The 20,217-nt window shown below is 43.6% G+C and carries 21 protein-coding genes and 1 pseudogene; 1 reads left to right on the forward strand and 21 read right to left on the reverse strand.

Going from position 1 to position 20,217, the window contains the following annotated elements; all coding sequences use genetic code 11:
* Positions 1-19: 19 nt before the first annotated feature.
* From BDD26_RS02765 to BDD26_RS02775, 3 genes are all read right to left on the reverse strand, one after another.
* Positions 20-964 (reverse strand): VirK/YbjX family protein, encoded by a 945-nt coding sequence (locus BDD26_RS02765; protein WP_115827477.1) that lies wholly within the window; start codon positions 962-964, stop codon positions 20-22.
* Between the two features lie 417 nt (positions 965-1,381).
* Entirely contained in the window at positions 1,382-1,816 is a 435-nt protein-coding gene (locus tag BDD26_RS02770; RefSeq protein WP_038266847.1) for an acetyltransferase, read from the reverse strand.
* A gap of 19 nt (positions 1,817-1,835) precedes the next feature.
* Positions 1,836-3,071, reverse strand: a complete 1,236-nt coding sequence (locus BDD26_RS02775; protein ID WP_170140360.1) for an MFS transporter — start codon at positions 3,069-3,071, stop codon at positions 1,836-1,838.
* Between the two features lie 512 nt (positions 3,072-3,583).
* Here BDD26_RS02775 and BDD26_RS02780 point away from each other — a divergent pair.
* The gene (locus BDD26_RS02780) at positions 3,584-3,997 is read left to right on the forward strand and encodes an HNH endonuclease (protein WP_099119488.1); all 414 of its coding nucleotides are present in this window, start codon (positions 3,584-3,586) and stop codon (positions 3,995-3,997) included.
* A 170-nt stretch (positions 3,998-4,167) separates the two neighbouring features.
* On the opposite strand, the gene BDD26_RS02785 is transcribed toward BDD26_RS02780, so the two are convergent.
* The 18 genes and pseudogenes from BDD26_RS02785 to BDD26_RS02870 all read right to left on the reverse strand — a co-directional run bounded on the left by BDD26_RS02785 (position 4,168) and on the right by BDD26_RS02870 (position 19,515).
* Positions 4,168-5,397 (reverse strand): beta-ketoacyl-ACP synthase, encoded by a 1,230-nt coding sequence (locus BDD26_RS02785; RefSeq protein WP_115825477.1) that lies wholly within the window; start codon positions 5,395-5,397, stop codon positions 4,168-4,170.
* Complete coding sequence (locus tag BDD26_RS02790; protein WP_115825478.1) at positions 5,394-6,125, reverse strand: 3-ketoacyl-ACP reductase FabG2; 732 nt, start codon at positions 6,123-6,125, stop codon at positions 5,394-5,396. Before BDD26_RS02790 ends, BDD26_RS02785 begins: the two co-directional genes overlap by 4 nt.
* Positions 6,122-6,598, reverse strand: a complete 477-nt coding sequence (locus BDD26_RS02795; protein WP_115825479.1) for a hotdog family protein — start codon at positions 6,596-6,598, stop codon at positions 6,122-6,124. Before BDD26_RS02795 ends, BDD26_RS02790 begins: the two co-directional genes overlap by 4 nt.
* Positions 6,598-7,764 (reverse strand): beta-ketoacyl-[acyl-carrier-protein] synthase family protein, encoded by a 1,167-nt coding sequence (locus tag BDD26_RS02800; RefSeq protein ID WP_115825480.1) that lies wholly within the window; start codon positions 7,762-7,764, stop codon positions 6,598-6,600. Before BDD26_RS02800 ends, BDD26_RS02795 begins: the two co-directional genes overlap by 1 nt.
* Positions 7,765-7,767: 3 nt before the next feature.
* Positions 7,768-8,331 carry a DUF3261 domain-containing protein gene (locus tag BDD26_RS02805; protein ID WP_115825481.1) on the reverse strand — a complete coding sequence of 188 codons (564 nt, stop codon included), beginning with the start codon at positions 8,329-8,331 and terminating at the stop codon, positions 7,768-7,770.
* Positions 8,328-10,652, reverse strand: coding sequence for an MMPL family transporter (locus tag BDD26_RS02810; protein ID WP_115825482.1), 2,325 nt, complete (start codon positions 10,650-10,652; stop codon positions 8,328-8,330). Before BDD26_RS02810 ends, BDD26_RS02805 begins: the two co-directional genes overlap by 4 nt.
* Positions 10,624-11,232 carry a LolA family protein gene (locus BDD26_RS02815; protein WP_099119489.1) on the reverse strand — a complete coding sequence of 203 codons (609 nt, stop codon included), beginning with the start codon at positions 11,230-11,232 and terminating at the stop codon, positions 10,624-10,626. Before BDD26_RS02815 ends, BDD26_RS02810 begins: the two co-directional genes overlap by 29 nt.
* Positions 11,229-11,651, reverse strand: coding sequence for an acyl-CoA thioesterase (locus tag BDD26_RS02820; protein ID WP_115825483.1), 423 nt, complete (start codon positions 11,649-11,651; stop codon positions 11,229-11,231). The genes BDD26_RS02815 and BDD26_RS02820 overlap by 4 nt, the downstream gene beginning before the upstream one ends.
* Before the next feature lie 3 nt (positions 11,652-11,654).
* A complete protein-coding gene (locus BDD26_RS02825; RefSeq protein ID WP_115825484.1) occupies positions 11,655-13,388 on the reverse strand; it encodes a glycosyltransferase family 2 protein in 1,734 nt (577 codons plus the stop codon).
* The gene (locus BDD26_RS02830; RefSeq protein ID WP_038266822.1) at positions 13,379-13,738 is read right to left on the reverse strand and encodes an ApeI family dehydratase; all 360 of its coding nucleotides are present in this window, start codon (positions 13,736-13,738) and stop codon (positions 13,379-13,381) included. Before BDD26_RS02830 ends, BDD26_RS02825 begins: the two co-directional genes overlap by 10 nt.
* Complete coding sequence (locus BDD26_RS02835; protein ID WP_115825485.1) at positions 13,725-15,167, reverse strand: AMP-binding protein; 1,443 nt, start codon at positions 15,165-15,167, stop codon at positions 13,725-13,727. The genes BDD26_RS02830 and BDD26_RS02835 overlap by 14 nt, the downstream gene beginning before the upstream one ends.
* On the reverse strand, positions 15,164-15,760 hold the full coding sequence (locus tag BDD26_RS02840; protein ID WP_244922631.1) for a COG4648 family protein: 597 nt from the start codon (positions 15,758-15,760) through the stop codon (positions 15,164-15,166). The genes BDD26_RS02835 and BDD26_RS02840 overlap by 4 nt, the downstream gene beginning before the upstream one ends.
* A 53-nt stretch (positions 15,761-15,813) precedes the next feature.
* A complete protein-coding gene (locus tag BDD26_RS02845; RefSeq protein WP_370700606.1) occupies positions 15,814-16,062 on the reverse strand; it encodes an acyl carrier protein in 249 nt (82 codons plus the stop codon).
* Between the two features lie 15 nt (positions 16,063-16,077).
* Positions 16,078-16,347, reverse strand: a complete 270-nt coding sequence (locus BDD26_RS02850; protein ID WP_038266812.1) for a phosphopantetheine-binding protein — start codon at positions 16,345-16,347, stop codon at positions 16,078-16,080.
* Between the two features lie 15 nt (positions 16,348-16,362).
* Complete coding sequence (locus BDD26_RS02855) at positions 16,363-17,145, reverse strand: lysophospholipid acyltransferase family protein (protein WP_115827480.1); 783 nt, start codon at positions 17,143-17,145, stop codon at positions 16,363-16,365.
* Between the two features lie 8 nt (positions 17,146-17,153).
* Positions 17,154-17,942 (reverse strand): beta-ketoacyl synthase chain length factor, encoded by a 789-nt coding sequence (locus BDD26_RS02860; protein ID WP_115825486.1) that lies wholly within the window; start codon positions 17,940-17,942, stop codon positions 17,154-17,156.
* Positions 17,943-17,955: 13 nt separating this feature from the next.
* Positions 17,956-19,029: a methyltransferase gene (locus tag BDD26_RS02865; protein WP_115825487.1), complete on the reverse strand. Its 1,074-nt coding sequence runs from the start codon at positions 19,027-19,029 to the stop codon at positions 17,956-17,958.
* Positions 19,030-19,124: 95 nt separating this feature from the next.
* Positions 19,125-19,515 (reverse strand): annotated as a pseudogene (locus BDD26_RS02870) (hypothetical protein).
* Positions 19,516-20,217 lie beyond the last annotated feature (702 nt).

The raw sequence follows: 20,217 nt of genomic DNA on the forward strand, positions 1-20,217 counted from the left end.
AATAGTTTCCTAATGATGGCTAATTGGTAAGAGAAGCTTTGATATGGCTATCCAAATCATCCAGTAGTTGATAACGGCGACGGTATTCCGCACGTTTCTTACTGGGAATTTCATCCAGTGATTTTCTTTCGATATTGGATGGCAGATGGAAATCATTATTCTCTTGCCTGATGCCATTCAGAGACTCCCAAAAAGCATTATAATCCGCTACCATCAGGTGCTTTTTCTTATGCCAGTAGCGAATACTACGATAAATATGTGTTTCATTACTGACCGCTAAGATTTGCTCACAATTCGTATGTTCAGCAAAACGACAAATAGATTCGATCAATAAACGCTTAGGAAACAGGCCGTAACACTCTTTAGTTGCATTACGGATAACATCCAGAGAATTATCCCTTTTGGCAGGGCCTTGTAAGACACCGATAAACAATGTTTGTTTACCATTAACGGTTAATAAGGTGAATGCACATTTTGCCAAAGTGACATTTTTTTCTGTAGTTATATATAGCGCAAGTTCACCTTCTTTATTCAGGTTGTCTAAAGAATCTATATATACATTAAATGATTCATTTTTTCCCTGGATAGTTGCCAGTAAATAAGAATTAGTATTAAATATCTTATCAATAACAGTGGGTGCTAACTGTTGAAATAAAATTCTATAATGCTCACTGAGTGCCCCGACAATCTGATTGCGCTTGAAATTAATACTCAGATATGGACGATGTAATTTACAAGGTAAGCTAGGCTGTTTCTTTAAAATATCCAGATAAATTGGAGTATTAGCAATTCTATCCAGTAGCTTAAGTGTAGAGACAGGCGTAAAAATGCTGCGTAAAACGAACTTTGCCCGATAACTGGATGAGTCCCAATATACTCCGGGAGAAACACGCTGTCCGACAAGATCGGTAAACAGCTTCACGCCTGAATATGTTGCAGTTTTAGATTGTTGTAGATATTTCATTGATTGTAAAATCCAAAATAATAGACAGCGCATTATTTTACCATTTTTCTATTGGATATATCAAAATGTATTAAAAACAGATTAATTTAGCTTTACTATCTTGATTTTCAGGTAAATTTTAATTTTTCTATTTTATCAGTATTACTTTGTTTTATTTTTTGTTCAATGTTGATTGAATAAGTTAATTCGTTGGTTATAACTTTATGTTTTTATTTTTGTCTTATTTGCTGGTGATATGTAATGTTATATTTATGATCAAGACTATATTGATAAAAGATTACCTGTGAAATATTAAATATCATTCCAAGTGATATACCCTTCGTCTTTCAAATTGCCTCTCACCGGATGCCAGCCTTTGGCTGGCAAATTCGTTTCCTTGCCGCCTTAACGCATCTTGAAATCTATTGGGTATAGGTGTTAAGCAAGTTTCATATGTAGTAACGGGAATGGATTTCCTTGCCCATCAATCTCTGAGCGGGAAAAAGTTTTAAACCCCATATGTTGGTAGAAGCCGACACCTTGTTGATTTTGCTCGTTCACATCCAGCTCATCAATCTGCAATTCGCTGATTGCAAACTTTAACAACATTTTGCCAATTCCTTTGCCGCGTGTTTGTGGTGACACAAACAGCATTTCAACTCGATTTTGATCGACACCAACAAAACCTACAGTGACGTGTTGTTCATTCACTGCCTTATATACGACCAGATTGGGTAAGTAATTGTTCTGGATTAATGGACGTAATTCGTCGATCATACCCTGAGACAGAAAATTATGAGTCGCCCGTACAGAGGCTTCCCAAATCTGGATCAGTGTTGCGAAATCATCTTCGGTGGCTTTCTGTATCTGCATTAAATCCCTCCACATTAATTTAATTTGCCAATACACGGTCTTTGCGGCAAAGACCTGCCAGCAGCATATAAACCGCAGTGGTCAGTAAGACAAGGAAAAAGAAATTCATTAGCCCATTGTTTTGCATAGTTCCACTGTGTTGAATTGCGCTGTGCTGGAACATAAAACTGCCTGCTCCTAATGGGCCGATAGCCGAGCCGATGCTATAACTTAACAGCATAACTTGTGTTGCTGCGACAATATAGGATGAATCAAGTTTGTCACAAGCAAGTGTAATGGCAATTGGGTAGAGGGCAAAAGAAGACATCCCTAAAAGTGCTAGTGCCACGATCATGATGAGGTAACTTTCAGAAAGATAAGTCATGCCTATAGCGAATACGCCGAGCAGTGAAGCCATTGCTAATAACAGTATCTTACTTATTATAATAGACAGCTTGCTGATAATCGGCTGAATTACCATTCCACCCAGAATAATTGCAGCCATTAATACTCCAACCTGTTCAGTATTGAACTTACTTTGGCTTAATGATAGAGGCATCAGACCGTAGATAGTGCCCATCACAATCCCTGATGTCATACAGCCGACAATTGCAGGCTTACTGAACCGAGTGATTTTTTTCAGCGATAAGCGTTGGTGATTCAGTATCGGTGGCTGCCCATGATGTACAAATAACGGGGGCAGAGTGGCAATCAGTAGCAGAGCCAGAATGGCTGCGAAAGGTATTATTCCCTGCGTGCCAATAAAACCGATGCCCAGCTGACCAAGTGTTGTGCCACCATAGAGTGATGTCATATAAAGGCCCAGACGCCTGGCGCGCTCTTTGGGACTATCACCAATCAATAACCAAGATTCAACCACCACAAAAATACCGGCAACGGCAATTCCCGCTATACAACGAACAAGCAACCAGATTTCTTTATTGGGAAAAAAAGGTAATACCACAACCGTTACAGCTAAAAGCAATAAAAAACTTACAAATGAAAAACGATGTCCTATTTTGGCAATAACAGGTTCAATCATTATTGAGCCTATTAATAAACCTACGTAATAAGCACTGGCTAACCAGCTGGCATAGCCCGTATCAATGCTGAAACCTGCCATCGATAATGGGATTAAGCTCATCAAGTAACCAGAAGCGATCGCAAATACAGTCAAGCCCGCGACAGGTACAAATGCACTGTCATTTTTGCGCAGCAGTTTCACTACTGTCGTCTCCACATAAAAAAAATCAGTCAGATATGTGCTGCTTCTCATCAAGATCTTGCCGAACAGCAAAGCAATAACGATATATGCCAAGGACTGGGATATATCTTGGTGATTTAAGCAGTAGATAAGTTACTCAAGAATCTTGAGTTGTGCGGACTATAGCCCTTTCTATCAAATAGATACAATGAGAAAAACTAATACTGATGAATGAAAAGATTTATGAAGACAGAGAATATAATTAAAAGGCAATTATTAGCATTTATCCTTAGCAGATATCTAATAATTCACATCAGTTTTTGAGCGGGTATAAAGTGAAAGTCTCATTTTTTCAGTAGATTAGTTAGATGGATGTAATAACAGATCTTCGTTTTAAAGTTAACCATCTAATTATTGCAAGAGCTCATCAAAATTATTATGTGATATATATGCTGATTTTATAGCTCCTAAACCCGATTGAAAAAGTTATGAGATAACTTAATGAAAAAAATGAATAATCGATAAAGAAGGAAATGAGCGCTTAGTTTATGTGTTCCCGGTGAAATTGATAACAGGAAAGCGTGTTGTCTCAGAATGTGATGTTTGTTTTATCTGTGAGCAAAAAATACGTAAGGCAAAAAAAACTTAGTTTTGAAGAGATTAAACAACGAGCTAAATGCGCACGTAAGACCCCCGGAAGTTCTGCACAGATTTCGATTCGGTATGAACGTAATGTTTATGTTGCTGAATATGCTAAACATATAGCTAAAAGCATTTGTCAGCTTTGCTTATTACCTGCACCATTTTGTAATTTCCAAGGAGATCCCTATCTAGAGACTCATCATATTAAGTGGCTTTCAAAAGGAGGAGCAGACACTATAGAAAATACTGTTGCATTATGTCCAAATTGTCATAAAAAGATGCATGTTGTTGATGTGGAAGAAGATAAACAAAAACTTCGTCAGCGAGTTAGTGACTTATTGGCTGAATCTAACTAATTCAAAAGTCCAACCATTAGTAAGTCAAATTATTTAAGTTACCTTCAATACTTGGTGGAGTGGGCATTTATTGAACTTTAGTGTCACGTCCAAATTTGTAGAATGTTTGAGATAAAAAACAAGGAGTGCCTTCTCACTTCAATTCGACTCCTTGTTTTTCTTCATTTAAATCAAGCCCAACGCTGGATCACCAGTGAAGTATTAATCCCACCAAAAGCAAAGTTATTGCTCTGGATAAATTCAGTCTGGATTTCACGTGGCTGGTGCATAATGTAATCTAACTCACCACAGGCCGGGTCAATTTCATGCAGATTGATGGTAGGCGCGAACCAACCCTCATTCATCATTTCAATGCTCAACCAGGCTTCCAGAGCACCGCAGGCGCCGAGCGTATGGCCGAAATAGCTTTTCAGTGACGAGATAGGAGTTTTGTTGCCGAAAATATTGGCAGTCGCCTGACTCTCTGCAATATCTCCCCGATCTGTTGCTGTGCCGTGAGCGCTGATATAACCGATATCTGCTGGCTGAAGCCCTGCTGATTTCAGTGCCATTTCCATACAGATTTGCATCGTTTCTGATTTTGGCTGAGTGATATGGGAGGCGTCACAGTTAGTGGCAAATCCGATGATTTCGCCATAAATTTTTGCTCCACGAGCTTTGGCATGTTCCAGCTCTTCAAGAATAAGCGTTCCGGCACCTTCACCGATCACCAAACCATCGCGGTTCGTATCAAATGGGGAAGGAGTTGTTTTGGGTATGCTGTTTTTTTGGCTGGTGGCGAACAGCGTATCAAAGACTGCCGCTTCTGATGGGCATAACTCTTCTGCACCACCAGCGACCATCACAGTCTGATAGCCATTACGAATGGCTTCCCAGCCATAACCAATGGCTTGGCTGCCAGAGGTACAGGCGCTTGAGGTCGGGATGACTCTGCCACGCAGCCCAAAGAATAAACCCGTGTTAACCGCTGTGGTATGGGGCATCATCTGTACATAAGTTGTACCGGTAATATTGTTGGTGTGTTTTTCAGTCAGCATAGTGGCAAATTCACTAACCGGTTTAGTGCTGCCTGTTGAAGAACCATAGGCAATACCTGTTTCACCATTAGTGAGTACTGGATCACCAAGTAGACCTGCCATTTCAAGAGCCAGTTCAGTTGCACGTGTTGACATAAGTGAAACACGCCCCATAGAGCGAATGCGTTTGCGGGTATAGTGCTCAGGCAAAGTGAAATCTGTCACTGGTGCACCAAGATGAGTATTAAGCCCGTCATATTCTGCCCACTCAGGCATTTGCTGCACCGCATTCGTACCGGTTTTTAAGCCGGAAGAAACGGATTGCCAGTCGTGGCCTAAAGCGGTAATGCCGCCCATTCCTGTGATGACTACCCTGCGAGTCATAGCATTCCTCCGTTGATTGAGATCACCTGACGGGTTACATAACCAGCAATGTCAGACATCAAATAGCTGGCAAGACCGGCAACTTCATTTGCTTGTCCCATACGTTTCATAGGGATCATGTGCATAGCTTCTTTTAAAACAGGCTCTTCAATTTGAACCATATCTGTATCAATCAGCCCCGGCGCGATGCAATTCACGGTGATTTTTCGTTTTGCCAGTTCGATTGCGAGCGCTTTTGTTGCTCCGATAATCCCCGCTTTGGCAGCACTGTAGTTGACTTGCCCGCGGTTGCCCATCAAACCGGAAACCGATGACAGTGTGATGATGCGACCGCCCTGACGCAGGCCAATCATTGGCATGATGCAGGGATGGATAACATTGTAAAAACCATCCAGATTGGTGTGAATGACACTATCCCACTCACTTCCGTCCAGTGCCGGAAACGCCCCATCTTTAGCAATGCCGGCATTACAGACAATGCCGTAGTAAGCACTGTGCATTTCGATGTCTTTTTCCAAAATTGTGCGGCAGGTGTTGCGATCTGAGATATCAAAACTCAGTATCCGCCCATTACCTCCGCTGGATTGGATCTGCTCAAGTGTTGCTTCTGCACCTTTAGTATCACGGTGATAATGCACAACGGCGGTGAACCCGTCTGCTGCCAATTGGCAGGCGATTGCCCTGCCGATCCCTTTACTGGCACCGGTCACTAAAACTGAACGCATTATACTGCTCCATCCCGTTTAAATAATTGTTTAATCTCTTCTTTTTCTGGTTGATAGGTGTTCAGACGTCCTGTTACCAGTACAGCACCGTTACAGCTAATTTCACCTTCAAAACTGCCGAATTTTTCATCTTGTAGTAACAGATTCATTCGAATATCTAAGACACTGCCATGTGTGAAGACCGGCACTTGGCAACGTACGGCTCTGCCGCCCAATAACATGCCCAAAGACGTGTCTTCTTCTTGTCGTTCTTTGCGATGCCAGCCAGACCAAACGCCGATAGTTTGTGCCATCATTTCAATAGCAAACCAGTTTGGCAGATGATTTTCTTCATTGAGGAAAGATGACAGTACACCTTGCTCATCAACTGTCACCTGACAATGGACACTTTCGCTGGAAACATTGATAACCTTTTCCAGTAACACCATTGGCGCTTCATGGGGGATGTAGTTATCAACAGGTAAATAGCCAGACATCATACCGCTCCCAGGATCAGGCTGGTGTTGTTTCCGCCAAAAGCAAATGAATTGGACATCACAATGGGTTTTTCTAACTGTCTGGATTGAGTCAGCAGGCCGCAGTTAGCCAGTGATGTATCTATGCCTGAGCGGGAAAAATCTTGTGGTGGCAGCGGTAAATTATGGGTCAGCAACAGCCAGCAAAGGCCGGCTTCACAGGCACCGGCAGCTCCCAGAGTATGACCTGTCAAATGTTTGGTTGAACTGCAAGGGATGTACTCACCGAAGAGCTGGTTGATGATAAGTGATTCCATCTGGTCATTGAGTTTTGTGCCTGTTCCATGCAGATTTATATAACCAATTTCTTGTGGAGAGAGTCCTGCATTGTTCAGTGCCATATTAATGGCTTCGATAGCCCCTTTTCCTTCAGGATGCGGGGCAGACATATGCCACGCATCGCTGGATTCCCCTACGCCGAGCAGTGCAACGGGATGGGGTGCCCGTGTCAGAAGTAACAGAGTTGAAGCCTCACCAATGGTAATACCCTGGCGCCCCTTGCAAAATGGTTCACACAATGTTTCAGAGAGTGCCTCAAGGCTGTTAAATCCGTTGATTGGCATACGGCTGAGTGTGTCTGCACCACCGACAATCGCTACATCTGCCATGTCCATTTCGAGCAGGCGCTGGCCACTGATAATTGCTCGTGAACTGGAGGAACAAGCCGTGGAAATAGTGAAAGCAGGCCCTTCAATACCAAGATAATTGGCAATGAATCGGGAAGGATCACCCAGTTCCTGTTGATAATAGTGATAGTGCTCATCAGCTTGTTGATTTACTGTCCGGCTGACATGTTCGTCACCTTCATTAAGGCCGGAAGTACTGGTTCCCATAATGACAGCAACCCGTGCCCGTCCATACTGTTTTATAGCTTCATCGACTTGTGGTTTTATCTGCATTAACGCGGCCAGTAGTAGCTGATTGTTACGGCTATTGTGTTTGTGCAAATGCGCAGGAATAGCAGGCAACTCAGCATCAATTCCCCCCAGACAGCAGACTTTATTGGGCTGTAACCAACCAGAGCGCGCATACATGCCGGGAGCGTACCCCTGCGTAAGATTCTGCGCGATGTCATCTACATTATTACCCAGAGCATTGAGCATACCCATGGCAGAAATATAAATCATGTTTTACTCTTCTAAATGCTGAATAGCGATGTCATAACCAAAAATAAATTGCTGAACGTGTACCGGACGCCGTTTGCCATTTTGGATGTCATAATGGATTTCTGTAACTAATTTTCCTTGATTATCATGCAACTGCCTGATTTTATTGGTGTCCTGTAGCGTCCATCCTTCGGGTAAACGCGGGATCCATGCGGCAACCGGCCAATAACTGAGCATGATATCTGCCAAGACTTGACTGGCTGGTGGAATTTCCGGCAATACAAGGGATTGTTCGGCATGAATGCCATCTTTATCATAGTTTAACCTGAACAGACGGATACCCAGTGACGACAGGCCGGCCAATGATAACTGATGTTCATTGGCATTAAGCAGGACAATCAGTGATTGCTGTTTGCCATTCACGGTTGCCGTTAATAATTGTTGTTCATTGATGGCGGGCATTATGCCCGGTTCAGGCAGTGAGATGCGCACTCCCGGTTTAAGCCATGCGTTGGGAGTACCATGTTTGGGAAGGTTGGTACAAGCTGTCAGCAGACATACCAGTGATAGAATGAATAACCGCATCATGCTTTTTTGTTCCTTTTGGGACGTTCGGGCATTGCCAGTGGCGAGAGCAGAAATGCGGTGAAAATTCCACTGCATAAGACAATGCCAAAACTACTGATTGCCTGAGTGCTACTGAATACCAGCATACCCAGAGTAAGCAGCGAAGTGCACATCGCGACTGTGATCGCCAGTAGTGAAGTGAGTGGTGTACCGCGAGGGTTGCTGAAAAACAGGGTATAGTTGATACCAATCCCCAGTACCAGCACCAATGCTAATATTGAGAAAAGATTAAGGCTATAGCCACTGAAGCCAAGAACAGCCAGTGCACATCCGAGGGATAGCAGTGACGGCAATATACTGATTGTGCCACGGCGCAAGCCGAGTCGAATGATATAACTTACCGCGATTAATACAACTGAACCAGCCAGCAGCCAGCCAAGTATGGTGCGATAAAATTGAAACATTTCATCAAATGCCAGTTTGCGGTCTACCCAGCTGATACCTGCTTGTTTCTCCGCTAACTGGCGCATAAGCACACTGTCTTTTACCCCCGTTACTGGTAACAAGACACCGCTCTGACCGTTTGGCAAAGTGATCCACATCAAACGCCATCCCTCACTGACAACGCTGTTGAGCCAGTTATTGGGTGTGACAGTCATGGGACGGAGATCGGGTTGTTTAACCGGTAAGCCGGCTTCTGTCAGACGCGTGATGATATTCGGCACAGCTGCTTTAAGCAGTTCCAGGTCTTTATGTTGCTGTGCAAGGGAAGATAGCGGCAGTTGTTGATAGCTTATGATCATGCCTTGCTGTTTTTCTGCATCCAGTTTGGGAATAAATGCTTCCAGACGCTGTAATGTTTGCTCTGCACTATCGCCATAAACAACGAACCATTTTTGATCACTTCTTTGACCGGTCAGTTCGGCAATACGTTTTTCTTGCTGATGAATATGCTGAGGCAATACCTGTAATTGGGCGATGTCATCATTGATCTCTAAGCGTGAAATACCCAATAAGGCAAAAACCGCCAGAGCAACAGGTAGCCCAGGATAAAATACGCGGTTGCGTCGCCATAATGCCAGCCAGCGCATTAACATGACCATCGCCGGGATTGGGCGAACCGGCAGATTTTTAGCCAGTATGGGATACCAACAGATTACGGTCAGGCAAGAAGCCATCAAACCCGCAGCCGCAAATACAGCTAACTGACGTAAGCCGGGGAAGGGAGCAAACATCAGGATGAGATAAGCAATGACAGTTGTTGCCAGCGCCATCAGCAACGCAGTCAATACCTTGCGCATACTTTGCCACGCTGTGACTTCCTGCCCGTGCACCATACGTTCGGTCAGGTAATAAATGGCATAGTCAGCAGAGATGCCGATGATACTGATGCTCATAACCAGTGTCATAAAGTGAAGTTCGCCAAATATACCCAGTGTTACAACCGTTCCGGCCAGCGCACCTATACTAACGGAGAGAACGCACAGCAATAAGGGTTTCAGGGAGCGGAACACACCATAGATCAGTAGCAGGACCCCCAGTATTGTTGCACTGCCCAGTGTTGAAATATCATGTTTGGCCTGCTGGCTGGCGTAATCGCTGTAAAACAGTGTTCCCCGTGACATGACTTCGGTATCGGGAAAGCGGGCTTTCAACGATTGTTCCAGCCTGTTCAGCTCGGTGACTGCCTGATGTCCCTGCTGCATATCGAATGAAGAACCGTTGAGTTCAGCATGAAGCAAATACCACTCTCTTCCAGCATTATCCTTAGCGACCAACCAGCCGTTTTGTAACCGTAACTGACTGGATGTTTGTTGAAGAGCCAGTTGTGATCCTCTGACCAGCATGAGTGGATCGTTACTGAGTTCTTGCCCACTGACGCCTGAAAAAGCTGAATAGACTTGAGACAGGATCCAGTTTGCCTGTTGAGTACCTTCTGATTTCAGCCTGTCACGGGTTGCAGGATCGAGCATGGCGTTACGGTGCTGGTAGTAAAAAGCTCCCCATGCTTGCTGTTGTGCTGCTGTCATCGGCCCTTTAACCTGAGTCAGGAATGGCGTTTTTCCTAGTTGTTCCAGCCAATATTGGGCTGGTGCGATGTTTTCTTTTGTGCCGGAACTGACCATCCATACTAATTGACGATCAAGGCGCTGCATAAACTCATCTTTTAACTCCGGTGGCATATCTCCGGCACTTTGTGCAGGTAAGAGCGCCAGTATACTGGTAGATAAGCGCGATTGTGGTAACAAAGTGACCAGTGAAACCACAAGGATACTGCATATCAACAACCAAAATATTGCCAGCAGACGCGGATTAAAATTTGAAGTGTTGCTCTTCTTCATTACTCAGCATCTCTGGTGTTAATCGGTGTTTGGTAAAAAAGAGTTCAGTGCGATCGCCCTGTTTATCTATCAACAGGATAGAATCAAGGTTAGCCTGACCATTTAAGGTAATAACCGTGAATAGCTTATCCAACGGAGACGTTTTCGGCGTGAGTGCCAACTGCCATTTTTCCTGCCCCAGATCTTTGAACCCGGTTGTAAAATTTTCCTCCAATACCGCACGATCCGCCTGGAACAGTGCCCGCATCAGATGATTGAATTGAAACATCTGAGGATTGGAATCAGCAGTAATGACTTGAGGCGTTTGCCCCGCAATGGCCTGAACCATGCGGCTGTCATCCAGTACCAATGTGAGGGGAAAAGGTTTTTGCTGATGCCACCAAAGCCCTCTGTGTTGTGCAACCAGCATTTCACCACGGGAATACAGGGGTTGGGCCATACCCTGAATTTGGCGCTCTTGAGTAAATTCTGCCCGCACTACCGATTGTTTTGCGAAACGTTGCTGTAACTCTTCAAGCGTAACCGCGTGTGCTGAGCCATTAACCGCCAGAAGCAGTATCATCCACCACCATCTTTTCATGGTTTGACTCCCATGCGTTCAAACAAAATATCCGGGCTGACAAAACTCATTTCCTGTGTTTTCTCTTCAACTGCCACTTGAATGGTGTAGCCTGTAGTGGTTTTTCTACCGCTTGCAGCATCAAAAACCTGATAAGCCACTTTCAGCCGGTTCTCAAACTCTTCTATGGTTGCTCTTACACGTATTTGCTGCCCAAATTGCAGTGGCTTGCGATACTTAATCCGTGCATCAACAACCGGCCAGACATAGCCTGATTTAATCATTTCACGGTAGCCATAATTGAATTGGTTCATCAAGGCTTCGCGGGCAATTTCAAAATAACGGAAATAATTACCGTGCCAGACAACGCCCATTGGGTCGGTGTCATGGAAGGGGATAGTTAATTCAACTTCGCTGGTAAAACGGGGATCCGTCAACATTCCTTACTCCTTGGCTGTTTTATTTGTGGGGAGTTGCCAAAAATCGAAAAAGTTAAACCAATCAAGCGGAGATAACAGCGCATAATGTTCCAGACGGGAAGCGTAGTGATCGACCGCCTGCTGTAGTGCCTGATCTCTTTGTTTGCGGGGAAGTTCCAGTGGATTGGCAAAAGGCTCACAATAAATTCTGAACTGATTATTTTGCCGTAGAGCAAACATCAGTAATACCGGACAGCGTAATACGGATGCAAGAATAAATGGCCCTTGTGGGAACGGTGCCAAATCGCCAAGAAATTGGCTCCATACTATTCGGCTTGTATTGGTATGTCGGCTGGCATTGCTACGGGATGAGTTGACGGCGATACGATCTCCGACGATTGCTACCCATTCTCCCGCATCGATTTTTTCTTTCAGCAGAATGGCTGTGTCTGCACCGACATCGGTAACAGGTAATAGATTAATGCCTGCTTGTGGTGATACTTCTTCAATAATTTGTTTAAAACGTTGGGCATGTTCAGTGAACACTAAGGCATTAATCGTCTGTTGACCGGCATGCTGAGCCAGTGCCCGGCAGACTTCAATATCACCCAGATGAGAAACCAGCAGGAGTTTCCCGCTCGATTCCCCGCCCAAAAGCGTCTCTTCTGCACCTTCAGCGAATTCAACATCTTTGCCCAATTTCAGATCACCACGCCAGCTGGCAATTTTGTCCAGCATCGCACCGCCAAAACGCAAATAGTGGCAATAACTGTTTAGCCCATGTGGGATAGTCATATTTTTGCACTGCATCGTTTGTTTCAGACGGGCAAGATATTGTTGTGATGCTTGACGTTGCGCACCGCCGGTTATCCAGAAATAACCCACGACGGGGTAAAGCAGCCATTCAAACGGCTTGCGTCCGAGCCAGCGGTAAACTGCCAGCATAAACTTCATGCCATACAAACCATTACGCTCTTTAATATCCGACCAGTGAGGTCGTTTGCGCCACCATCGGTTACGTAACAGTAAAGCAGGAATACGCGGCAACATGCCAAAAAATAAGCGGGTATGCATCCATGAAATGCTGAGATTATCCCGGAACGCATGAAAGTGAGACAAGCCATTTGCGGGATAAGTGACCTTTGTGGGGACAAATTCGCTTTCCGTACCTTGCCAGTACAGCCGAACCATTATTTCAATGTCAAAGTCCATTCTGCGGCCAATCTCTCTCTTTGCCAGTAATTGCAGAGTGGGCGACAGTGGATAGACACGAAAGCCACACATACTGTCTTTAATGGAAAGAGAAAGCGTTTCTACCCAAACCCAAAAATGAGTCATATAACGTCCATAAAGCCGGGACTTAGGTACAGAAGCGTCATACATCGGGCAGCCGGAAATCAGACGATCCGGGTACTGTTGAGCTTTGGATAAAAACCGGGGGATATCTTCAAGACAGTGTTGACCATCGGCATCAACTTGCAAAGCGTGACTATAGCCAGCGTTTGCGGCAGCCCGCATTCCTGCTATCACGGCACCCCCTTTGCCCTGATTTTGTCCAAGGCGGATCAGGGTGACATTGGGTATCGCTGCCGCCAGCTTTTCAAGACAACGTTGAGTCGTGATCTCACTGCCATCGTCTACGATAAAACAGTGAAGTTGGCAGGAAGATAATCGCTCCAGTACCGCAGACATTGTTGCTCCGTGGTTATAACAGGGAATAACCACGCACGGTTTAATCGTATTCACATTCAGTGACATAACTTAATTTTCCCCTGGCTGGCCGTTTTGTATTCTCCGCCGTTTGGTGTTTCCACATCATATTGGAAAGTCAGGAGATGCTTTTTTTCTTCCCATTGGAGTTTTAACAGTAAATTATCTTCCGGTTGTAGAGGAAATTGGAACTTCACCATTTCAATAGAAGAAAAGGCCCAGCCCGGTGCCAGCAAAGTCTGAGCATAATGCATTACCCAATCGATCTGGGCTACGCCGGGCAAAAGAGGCTGGACGGGGAAATGTCCACGAAACCAGCTAAGGTCAGGATCTAAATACAGGCGTATAATGGCCTCGTTTGGAGCAGGTTGCTCAAGATGGATTTCAATGGGGTTCATTAAATAGTTCCTGTAACTCAGGCCATGAGCGTTTGCTTTGGGCATTCAGGGGGATAGCAGTGACTACTCGCCAGTAACGGGGAAGTGCGACGGATTCCAGCCAGGGTTTTAACTGACGATGCCAATCTTGTGAAAATTTTCTGTTTCCCTGTTGTCGGTAGTGTTTTAGTGTTTCATTATCCAAAACAATGACAGCACCGATATGGCAGCGTTTTCCTCGATTGATGGTGAGCACAGCGGCATCGACGATCCCATCTATTGTACACAAACGGCGTTCAATTTCTGACAAAGAGATCCGTTTTTCTTCGATCTTAACCAAGCGATCACGGCGCCCCAGTAGTGAGAAATTACCTTGTTCATCAAATAAAAGCTGGTCATCCAAAACCATTCCGTCGGAAGCGGAAAGCAGAGGAGAATAAACGCGTAAATTATTCTCCTCATCTTTTTGGAAAAAGACGCCGGGGAAGGCTTTCCAGACAGTGTTATCTGTTTTGCGGGTACGCCAGGCCATGATCCCTGTTTCGGTACAGCCATAAATTTCATTTGGTATGGTATTGATCCACTGCGTGACTCGTTCAGCATCTGCAAAATTTAATGGTCCACCCGCAGAAACCACGAAAGAGCAATCGGGAGCAGGCAGAGTATCATCTAATCGTTGCAGAAATGCAGGGCTGCTAATCAATGCATAACGTGCCAGGGGCGTATGTGTTAAAGGAGCCTGTGAGCGATTGGCGAATTGTTCCGGAAATTCTACCATTTTGCGTTCAAATGGCAGGCCAAGGGACATCGGTAGCCAAATACGGAAGGTTAATCCATATAAATGCTGGTGGCTGACTGAAGCCCGGATAACACAAGATTGCAGCGAGTTCCCCCATAAGGAAGCCAGCCATTGGGCTTCGAGATCCATCATTGCTACGGGTTTGATGACCTGTTTAGGCATACCACTGGAACCTGAGGTGAATATCACCAGAGCTGCATCCGACGCTATGTGGGGCAGAATTATTTTTGACGGAATTGTTTTGGGCAGAGTTGTTTTGAGCAGAGTTGTTTTAGACAAAATTGCTTCAGGTGCAATACTGTCTTGTTGATGTGGTAAAGCGTGCCAGCAAGGACAGGACAGTTTCAGGGGCAGATCTGTCAGTACACCGTCAAAACAGGATTGTTGTTCCTGTAACTGAGCTTCACGACAATGTCCCGGAATAACGGGAGTTTTACCTGCATGTAGTGTGGCTAATAGTGCAACACAGAAATGGTAACTGTCATCGAAACATAATGCCCAGCGTGATGCGTTATGATTTCTCAAACGAAGATATAACGCAGTAACATCCTGCCGAAATGTACTCAGGCTGATGCAATGATTACCCCAGACTATAATCCTTTCAGGGGGGAGCTCTTCTGATAGCCATTGGGATACAGGGTAGGTTTTCATCTCTTCTGAATCCGTTGGCGTACCAGCCATTCAATAATAATAAGCAACCCGATTAATAGGTAACTGATCATACCGTTCCACAGTGTCCACAGTGTCATATTGTTGTACAGACAAGTACCGAATGCGACTGTGCCATTGAAAATAAAAAACCAGCACCAGATATAAGTCACTTTGCGTGTATAAGCGACACCTTCAGGGGGTAAATCTGGCTCTTTTATCCGGGCCAGCCGTTCCACGATAGGAGGGCCGTAGCACAACGAGCTACCAAAGAGAGTGAGTAAAACTGCGTTTACTATCACTGGGTAATACATCAAAAGATGATGATTTCTCAGGAAAAAACTTGCTAATCCTAATAATATCCCGGCAATTGATAATATCCAGCCAGTATTCCAATGTGTGTACTGCTGTTTATCTGTTTTATGTTTGCTTAACCCTTTGTTTTTACTTAGCAGTAAACGAAAAACAAAAAACAGGATGATAATAGGCAATACGGCATTAAATTGCCCATAGCTGACCATCGCCCATACCAGAAAAGGCCAGGCGATTAACATCACGGTATTGGCAATCCGAAACAATAAAATTAACGGCTTCAATTAACTACCCGGGATTCTTTCTTACTGCTTATGTCGGTGCTTGATTTGAGGGATTACTGTTCTTGTAACAGTTGTTCCACCGCATCGACAACGTCCTGAACTGTGCGGACAGATTTGAATGCTTCAGGTTTAATTTTGCGTCCCGTTTTTTTCTGTAAGTGAACGACCATATCAACAGCATCAATGCTATCGAGTTCCAGATCTTCATAGAGGCGAGAATCAGGAGTAATGTCTTCAGGAGAAAGTTCGAACAGTTTAACCAAAAGCTGTGATACTTCCTGATAAATTTGTTGTTTTTCCATGATCTTCCTCTGTTCTTATGCCTGCTGTGACTGGATATAAGATGCCAGTGTGGCAACAGAAGAGAAATGCTGGCGCATTTCTTCACTTTCAGCAGATAACACAGTGCCATAACGGTTTTTGATCGCCAGACCTAACTCCAGTGCATCAATGGAATCTAACCCTAGCCCGTCGCCAAACAGAGGCGCTTCGGTTTCAATATCAGCAGGAGTGATATCTTCCAGATTCAGTGTATCTATAATTAATTGTTTTATTTCAATAAGTAAGTCTTGGTTTAGTTCTTGCATTATTGTGTCCAACATCTAGTAATTTGATGGTGTTAATAATTGGGTGAGTTGACGATTAAGCTGGCGGGCAGCAATAGTGTATCCGCTCTCCATATCAACAGCAAAATCCTCATTGGTGAGCTGTTCACCAACTGTGATGGTGTAAATTGGTTTCTTGGGTGGAATTTGATACCACTTGCTTTTCTTATCCAGCATCTTCTGGCTGCAAGTAATATGTACAATCCGTAAATCACACTCACAACGTACAGCAATATTGGCAGCTCCGCGCTGGAGTAAAATTGGGTGACCGGGGGTTGTACGCGTCCCTTCCGGAAAAATCAAGATATTATTACCAGAAGCTAATCTCTCACGACAAACAGGCAGCAGAGTTGCTGCTTCATTGTTGATGAGATAACGGGCGGAGCGGATCACACCACTGACGAAAGGGTTACGCAACAGTGCGGATTTCACGATGCAATCTGCATCCGGCAAATGTGATGCCAGAATGACGTAATCCAGTAACGTAGGATGATTAGCAACGATCAGGCAGCCTTTATCCATGCGCAGTTTATCAATGCCACTAAAATGATAATCCAGCACACCTAGTTTTCTGGTCAGAAAAAGGAACAGACGGAAACAAGCCGAAATACTATGCCGGGCAATGCGACATCGTTTTTCTGGATTGCGCTGCAAAATCAGCAATAAATTGAACCAAATAAGAGAAAGCAACAGCCCACCAACACCAAACAGGGCGAAACAAAACCCGGTCATAAGCAGACGCCAAAACCAATTAATTCGTTCGGTTATGTTGCTTGTCATCCTTTGCCTCATACTATTTTTTCCATACTATCTATTTGTTCCGTGATATCTATTTGTTCGGTACTATTGGCTCCATACTGCCGGCTCCAGTGCCATTCACAATGATCCCCTGTCACGGTAAAACACGGTTCTCCATTTAACCAGCCGTGTAGAAATTGCAGGCTTTGGGGAAGGGAAGGGGCAGTTTTCTGTGATGAGCGTTTTTCACAATGCAGATCTTTTCCTTGTTCCAGAAGCAGGGCAACAGCGAATGGATAAGTTGGGGTATTTTCATCTATCACATTGAGGTAAAAATCGGGGATCTTGCCATCAAAATCGACGAGCAATACTTTGTTGTAACCTGCATGCAGCAGAGTTGCGACTTCAAATAACCCTTGCTGGAAACTGTCTATTCCCGCAGAAACAGAAGAAGAAACCAGGGGTGCTTTGGCAACGATGGTCAGGTTTCCCACGGACGAATTATGGACTGACATGGCGAAATTGGTTGGAGAAACGCTTTCTGTGTGCGCCAGATTCATCAGTATTTGGTAATTTCGTTCCAGTTCACCATGACGGCTGGTATAGACAATGGCATCCACCTTATTCCGGTGCAAAATACTTAAACCACAATCTACAGCCAGACGGCTGCCTGAATTCAGGCGGCGGGCTGTCATCATGGGTAATTGAGAGCATTTTGCCAGTGGGTTTGAACCGTCTATAACCGCAGGTGAAATAGCAGACCAGTTTTCCCACTCTTCAGGAACAGAAAGACCCGGTGCCACGGCTTGCCAATCTGTAATGTCCAATGTCAATTTCATGAAATACCGTTTATTACTTCTTCTTGCAGATCAATAGCGTGTGCCCAAGCCCTAACTGATCAATTTTGTTTTCTACTACAAACCCGGCTTTATCGAGGAATTGATTAAAATCACTCATGCTATAAAAACGGCTATTGCCATTTGCCATGCAGGTAAAATAAAGCGAAGTCGCATTGAGGCTGTAGGCTGCGGCTTCAAAGGGTTGACAGTCCCAAAATAATTCCATGATGCATACTCTGGCATCAGGTTTCATTGCTGCTGATATTTTACGCAAAATGTCGACAATCTGTGTTCCGGAGAAACAGTCGAGGAACTGACTCATCCACCAGATATCGGCGTCTTTGGGTAATTCACAATCCGATAACATATCAACAGGATGGCCTGAAATACGTTCAGCCATGCCTTGGCCGAGTATATTTTCTTCAACCAATCTAATTTGCTGGGGCAGGTCCAGAATAGTGACGTTGACTTTACTGTCATATTGGCAACAGCGCAATGCCCATTTTCCTGTATTTCCACCAACGTCATAAATCAATTTAGGGTTCAGGGAGAAAATGGACTTTAACGCAGCATTGAAAGCTGAATCAGAATAGAAATGATCAAATGAGAACCAGCTTGTTTTTGCAGGCTCTGGTAATTGGCTGAGAGCCGGGTAGATTGTAGGCCATTCACCAAATACTTTTAAGCCAGCGGGTTTATTTTTTTGCAGCGATTCTTTCAGATAAAACAGGCCCTGATAGCATACGTCTTGAGTAAAATCCATATTGACGCGTGTCATTTTATCATGCAATAAATAGTGACCTATTTTACTAAGAAAATAACGGTTATCGCGTTTCAGGATAATTCTGCCACTTAACCCCATATCCAATAAAACACCTACACCGTAGCTGTCTAATTGTGAAGCACGACAGATATCCTCTTTAGTTGCACCTTCTTTATGGTTTTTATCCAGAAAAGATAAAATACCAAAATCACGCAGACCAATAGCGGCCTGGAATAGCATTGGCGCAAAAGCAATACGTTGAGCTTCAGTAATAGCTTCAAACGCACTCAATTCATCTTTGTCATAAGTATGGGGAGTGGTCATATATCCGGATATCCGATATGTCTGTAAAATTATAGGATTAAAGCCTATCTCATCAAGGGGTTGTGATTGACCAGAATAGGCTCTGAAATAGAAGTTTACTGATTAGACAGTAAAGCTAAATTTAATTGAATGTCTTTATCCAGATTGTTGACCCAGCGGTTATAATTACGGTGAATATTTCCTTTTCTTTCCATCATCTTACGACTATTAACATAATTGATAGAATAATTTTTTTCAGTGTAGTTAATGCGTATTTGTACATCATGAGCACGACTCTTCAGGTAACCATCAATAACACCAGGTGAGACTTCAGTCATTGCCCATTTACGTTTTTTTACCCGCTTCCAGGATAGCTTTTTTCACTGTAGACAATGAACTTTTTGTCACAATTGTTGTTTGCGGAGTTAATATTGGCGCTGTACGGGCACAACCCGCGAGCATAGCAACACAAGCCAGACTGATTAAAATCTTGGATGCGGTTTTCATTCTATTTCCTCTTGCTAAGTGTGAGTGTCTCACAAGTAATGTTTCCATTTTTAAAAGGCTATATTAAATAAATTATTATCACGTCGCTACAATTACTCTTCTTTTAGCAGCCTGTTGGTTATTTTCTGTGCATTACATACCTCGAATTTATTACTGCTATCTACAGATAGGTCATAATAAAAATTCGGCTTATAGACTGTAGCTCTTATGTTTCCCTGTGATTTTTAAATTAGGCAGATTAAGAACTTGTCTCAATATTTATTAATTGTTACAGACTGTTTTCTCAAATTCTGATATTGGTTATTTTATTTAGATATAAAATTTCGGTAATTTTCATTATTTAATTGATAAATTAAATATTACTTCACCAGTTTTCATTATGTAGTTTTTGATATAATTATTAATTATTAATTAAAATAAAACTAAAATGTAAGCATTCAGGTTGCTAACCAACTTTCCCATCACTCATATTTAAAATATTATTTAATAACAATTAGATACAGGAAATAAGAATCCGCATTAATATTCACATATAAAAAATGAGCCATTATAACGTCGTTTTCTTATTCATAGCCGTTAACAGCAATCACCAAATATTCTATTGCTAATGATGAATCTCTAATTTTTTATTGTTAATAGCCTGAACTGAAAATAAGCACCATTATTGTTCAACGCATGAACCATTATTGTGCAAATCGTTGT

The organism is Xenorhabdus cabanillasii (assembly GCF_003386665.1).
In the GTDB taxonomy this organism is placed as follows: Bacteria; Pseudomonadota; Gammaproteobacteria; order Enterobacterales; family Enterobacteriaceae; genus Xenorhabdus; species Xenorhabdus cabanillasii.

Bases quoted from the DNA above. Each gene is read 5' to 3' on its own strand.
- BDD26_RS02800 (WP_115825480.1), bottom strand. From the start codon at position 7,764: ATGATTTATATTTCTGCCATGGGTATGCTCAATGCTCTGGGTAATAAT.
- BDD26_RS02850 (WP_038266812.1), bottom strand. From the start codon at position 16,347: ATGCAAGAACTAAACCAAGACTTACTTATTGAAATAAAACAATTAATT.
- BDD26_RS02835 (WP_115825485.1), bottom strand. From the start codon at position 15,167: ATGAAAACCTACCCTGTATCCCAATGGCTATCAGAAGAGCTCCCCCCT.
- BDD26_RS02820 (WP_115825483.1), bottom strand. From the start codon at position 11,651: ATGTTGACGGATCCCCGTTTTACCAGCGAAGTTGAATTAACTATCCCC.
- BDD26_RS02775 (WP_170140360.1), bottom strand. From the start codon at position 3,071: ATGAGAAGCAGCACATATCTGACTGATTTTTTTTATGTGGAGACGACA.
- BDD26_RS02855 (WP_115827480.1), bottom strand. From the start codon at position 17,145: ATGACAAGCAACATAACCGAACGAATTAATTGGTTTTGGCGTCTGCTT.
- BDD26_RS02770 (WP_038266847.1), bottom strand. From the start codon at position 1,816: ATGCAGATACAGAAAGCCACCGAAGATGATTTCGCAACACTGATCCAG.
- BDD26_RS02785 (WP_115825477.1), bottom strand. From the start codon at position 5,397: ATGACTCGCAGGGTAGTCATCACAGGAATGGGCGGCATTACCGCTTTA.
- BDD26_RS02860 (WP_115825486.1), bottom strand. From the start codon at position 17,942: ATGAAATTGACATTGGACATTACAGATTGGCAAGCCGTGGCACCGGGT.
- BDD26_RS02810 (WP_115825482.1), bottom strand. From the start codon at position 10,652: ATGAAGAAGAGCAACACTTCAAATTTTAATCCGCGTCTGCTGGCAATA.
- BDD26_RS02805 (WP_115825481.1), bottom strand. From the start codon at position 8,331: ATGATGCGGTTATTCATTCTATCACTGGTATGTCTGCTGACAGCTTGT.
- BDD26_RS02815 (WP_099119489.1), bottom strand. From the start codon at position 11,232: ATGAAAAGATGGTGGTGGATGATACTGCTTCTGGCGGTTAATGGCTCA.
- BDD26_RS02845 (WP_370700606.1), bottom strand. From the start codon at position 16,062: ATGGAAAAACAACAAATTTATCAGGAAGTATCACAGCTTTTGGTTAAA.
- BDD26_RS02865 (WP_115825487.1), bottom strand. From the start codon at position 19,029: ATGACCACTCCCCATACTTATGACAAAGATGAATTGAGTGCGTTTGAA.
- BDD26_RS02830 (WP_038266822.1), bottom strand. From the start codon at position 13,738: ATGAACCCCATTGAAATCCATCTTGAGCAACCTGCTCCAAACGAGGCC.
- BDD26_RS02795 (WP_115825479.1), bottom strand. From the start codon at position 6,598: ATGTCTGGCTATTTACCTGTTGATAACTACATCCCCCATGAAGCGCCA.
- BDD26_RS02765 (WP_115827477.1), bottom strand. From the start codon at position 964: ATGAAATATCTACAACAATCTAAAACTGCAACATATTCAGGCGTGAAG.
- BDD26_RS02825 (WP_115825484.1), bottom strand. From the start codon at position 13,388: ATGTCACTGAATGTGAATACGATTAAACCGTGCGTGGTTATTCCCTGT.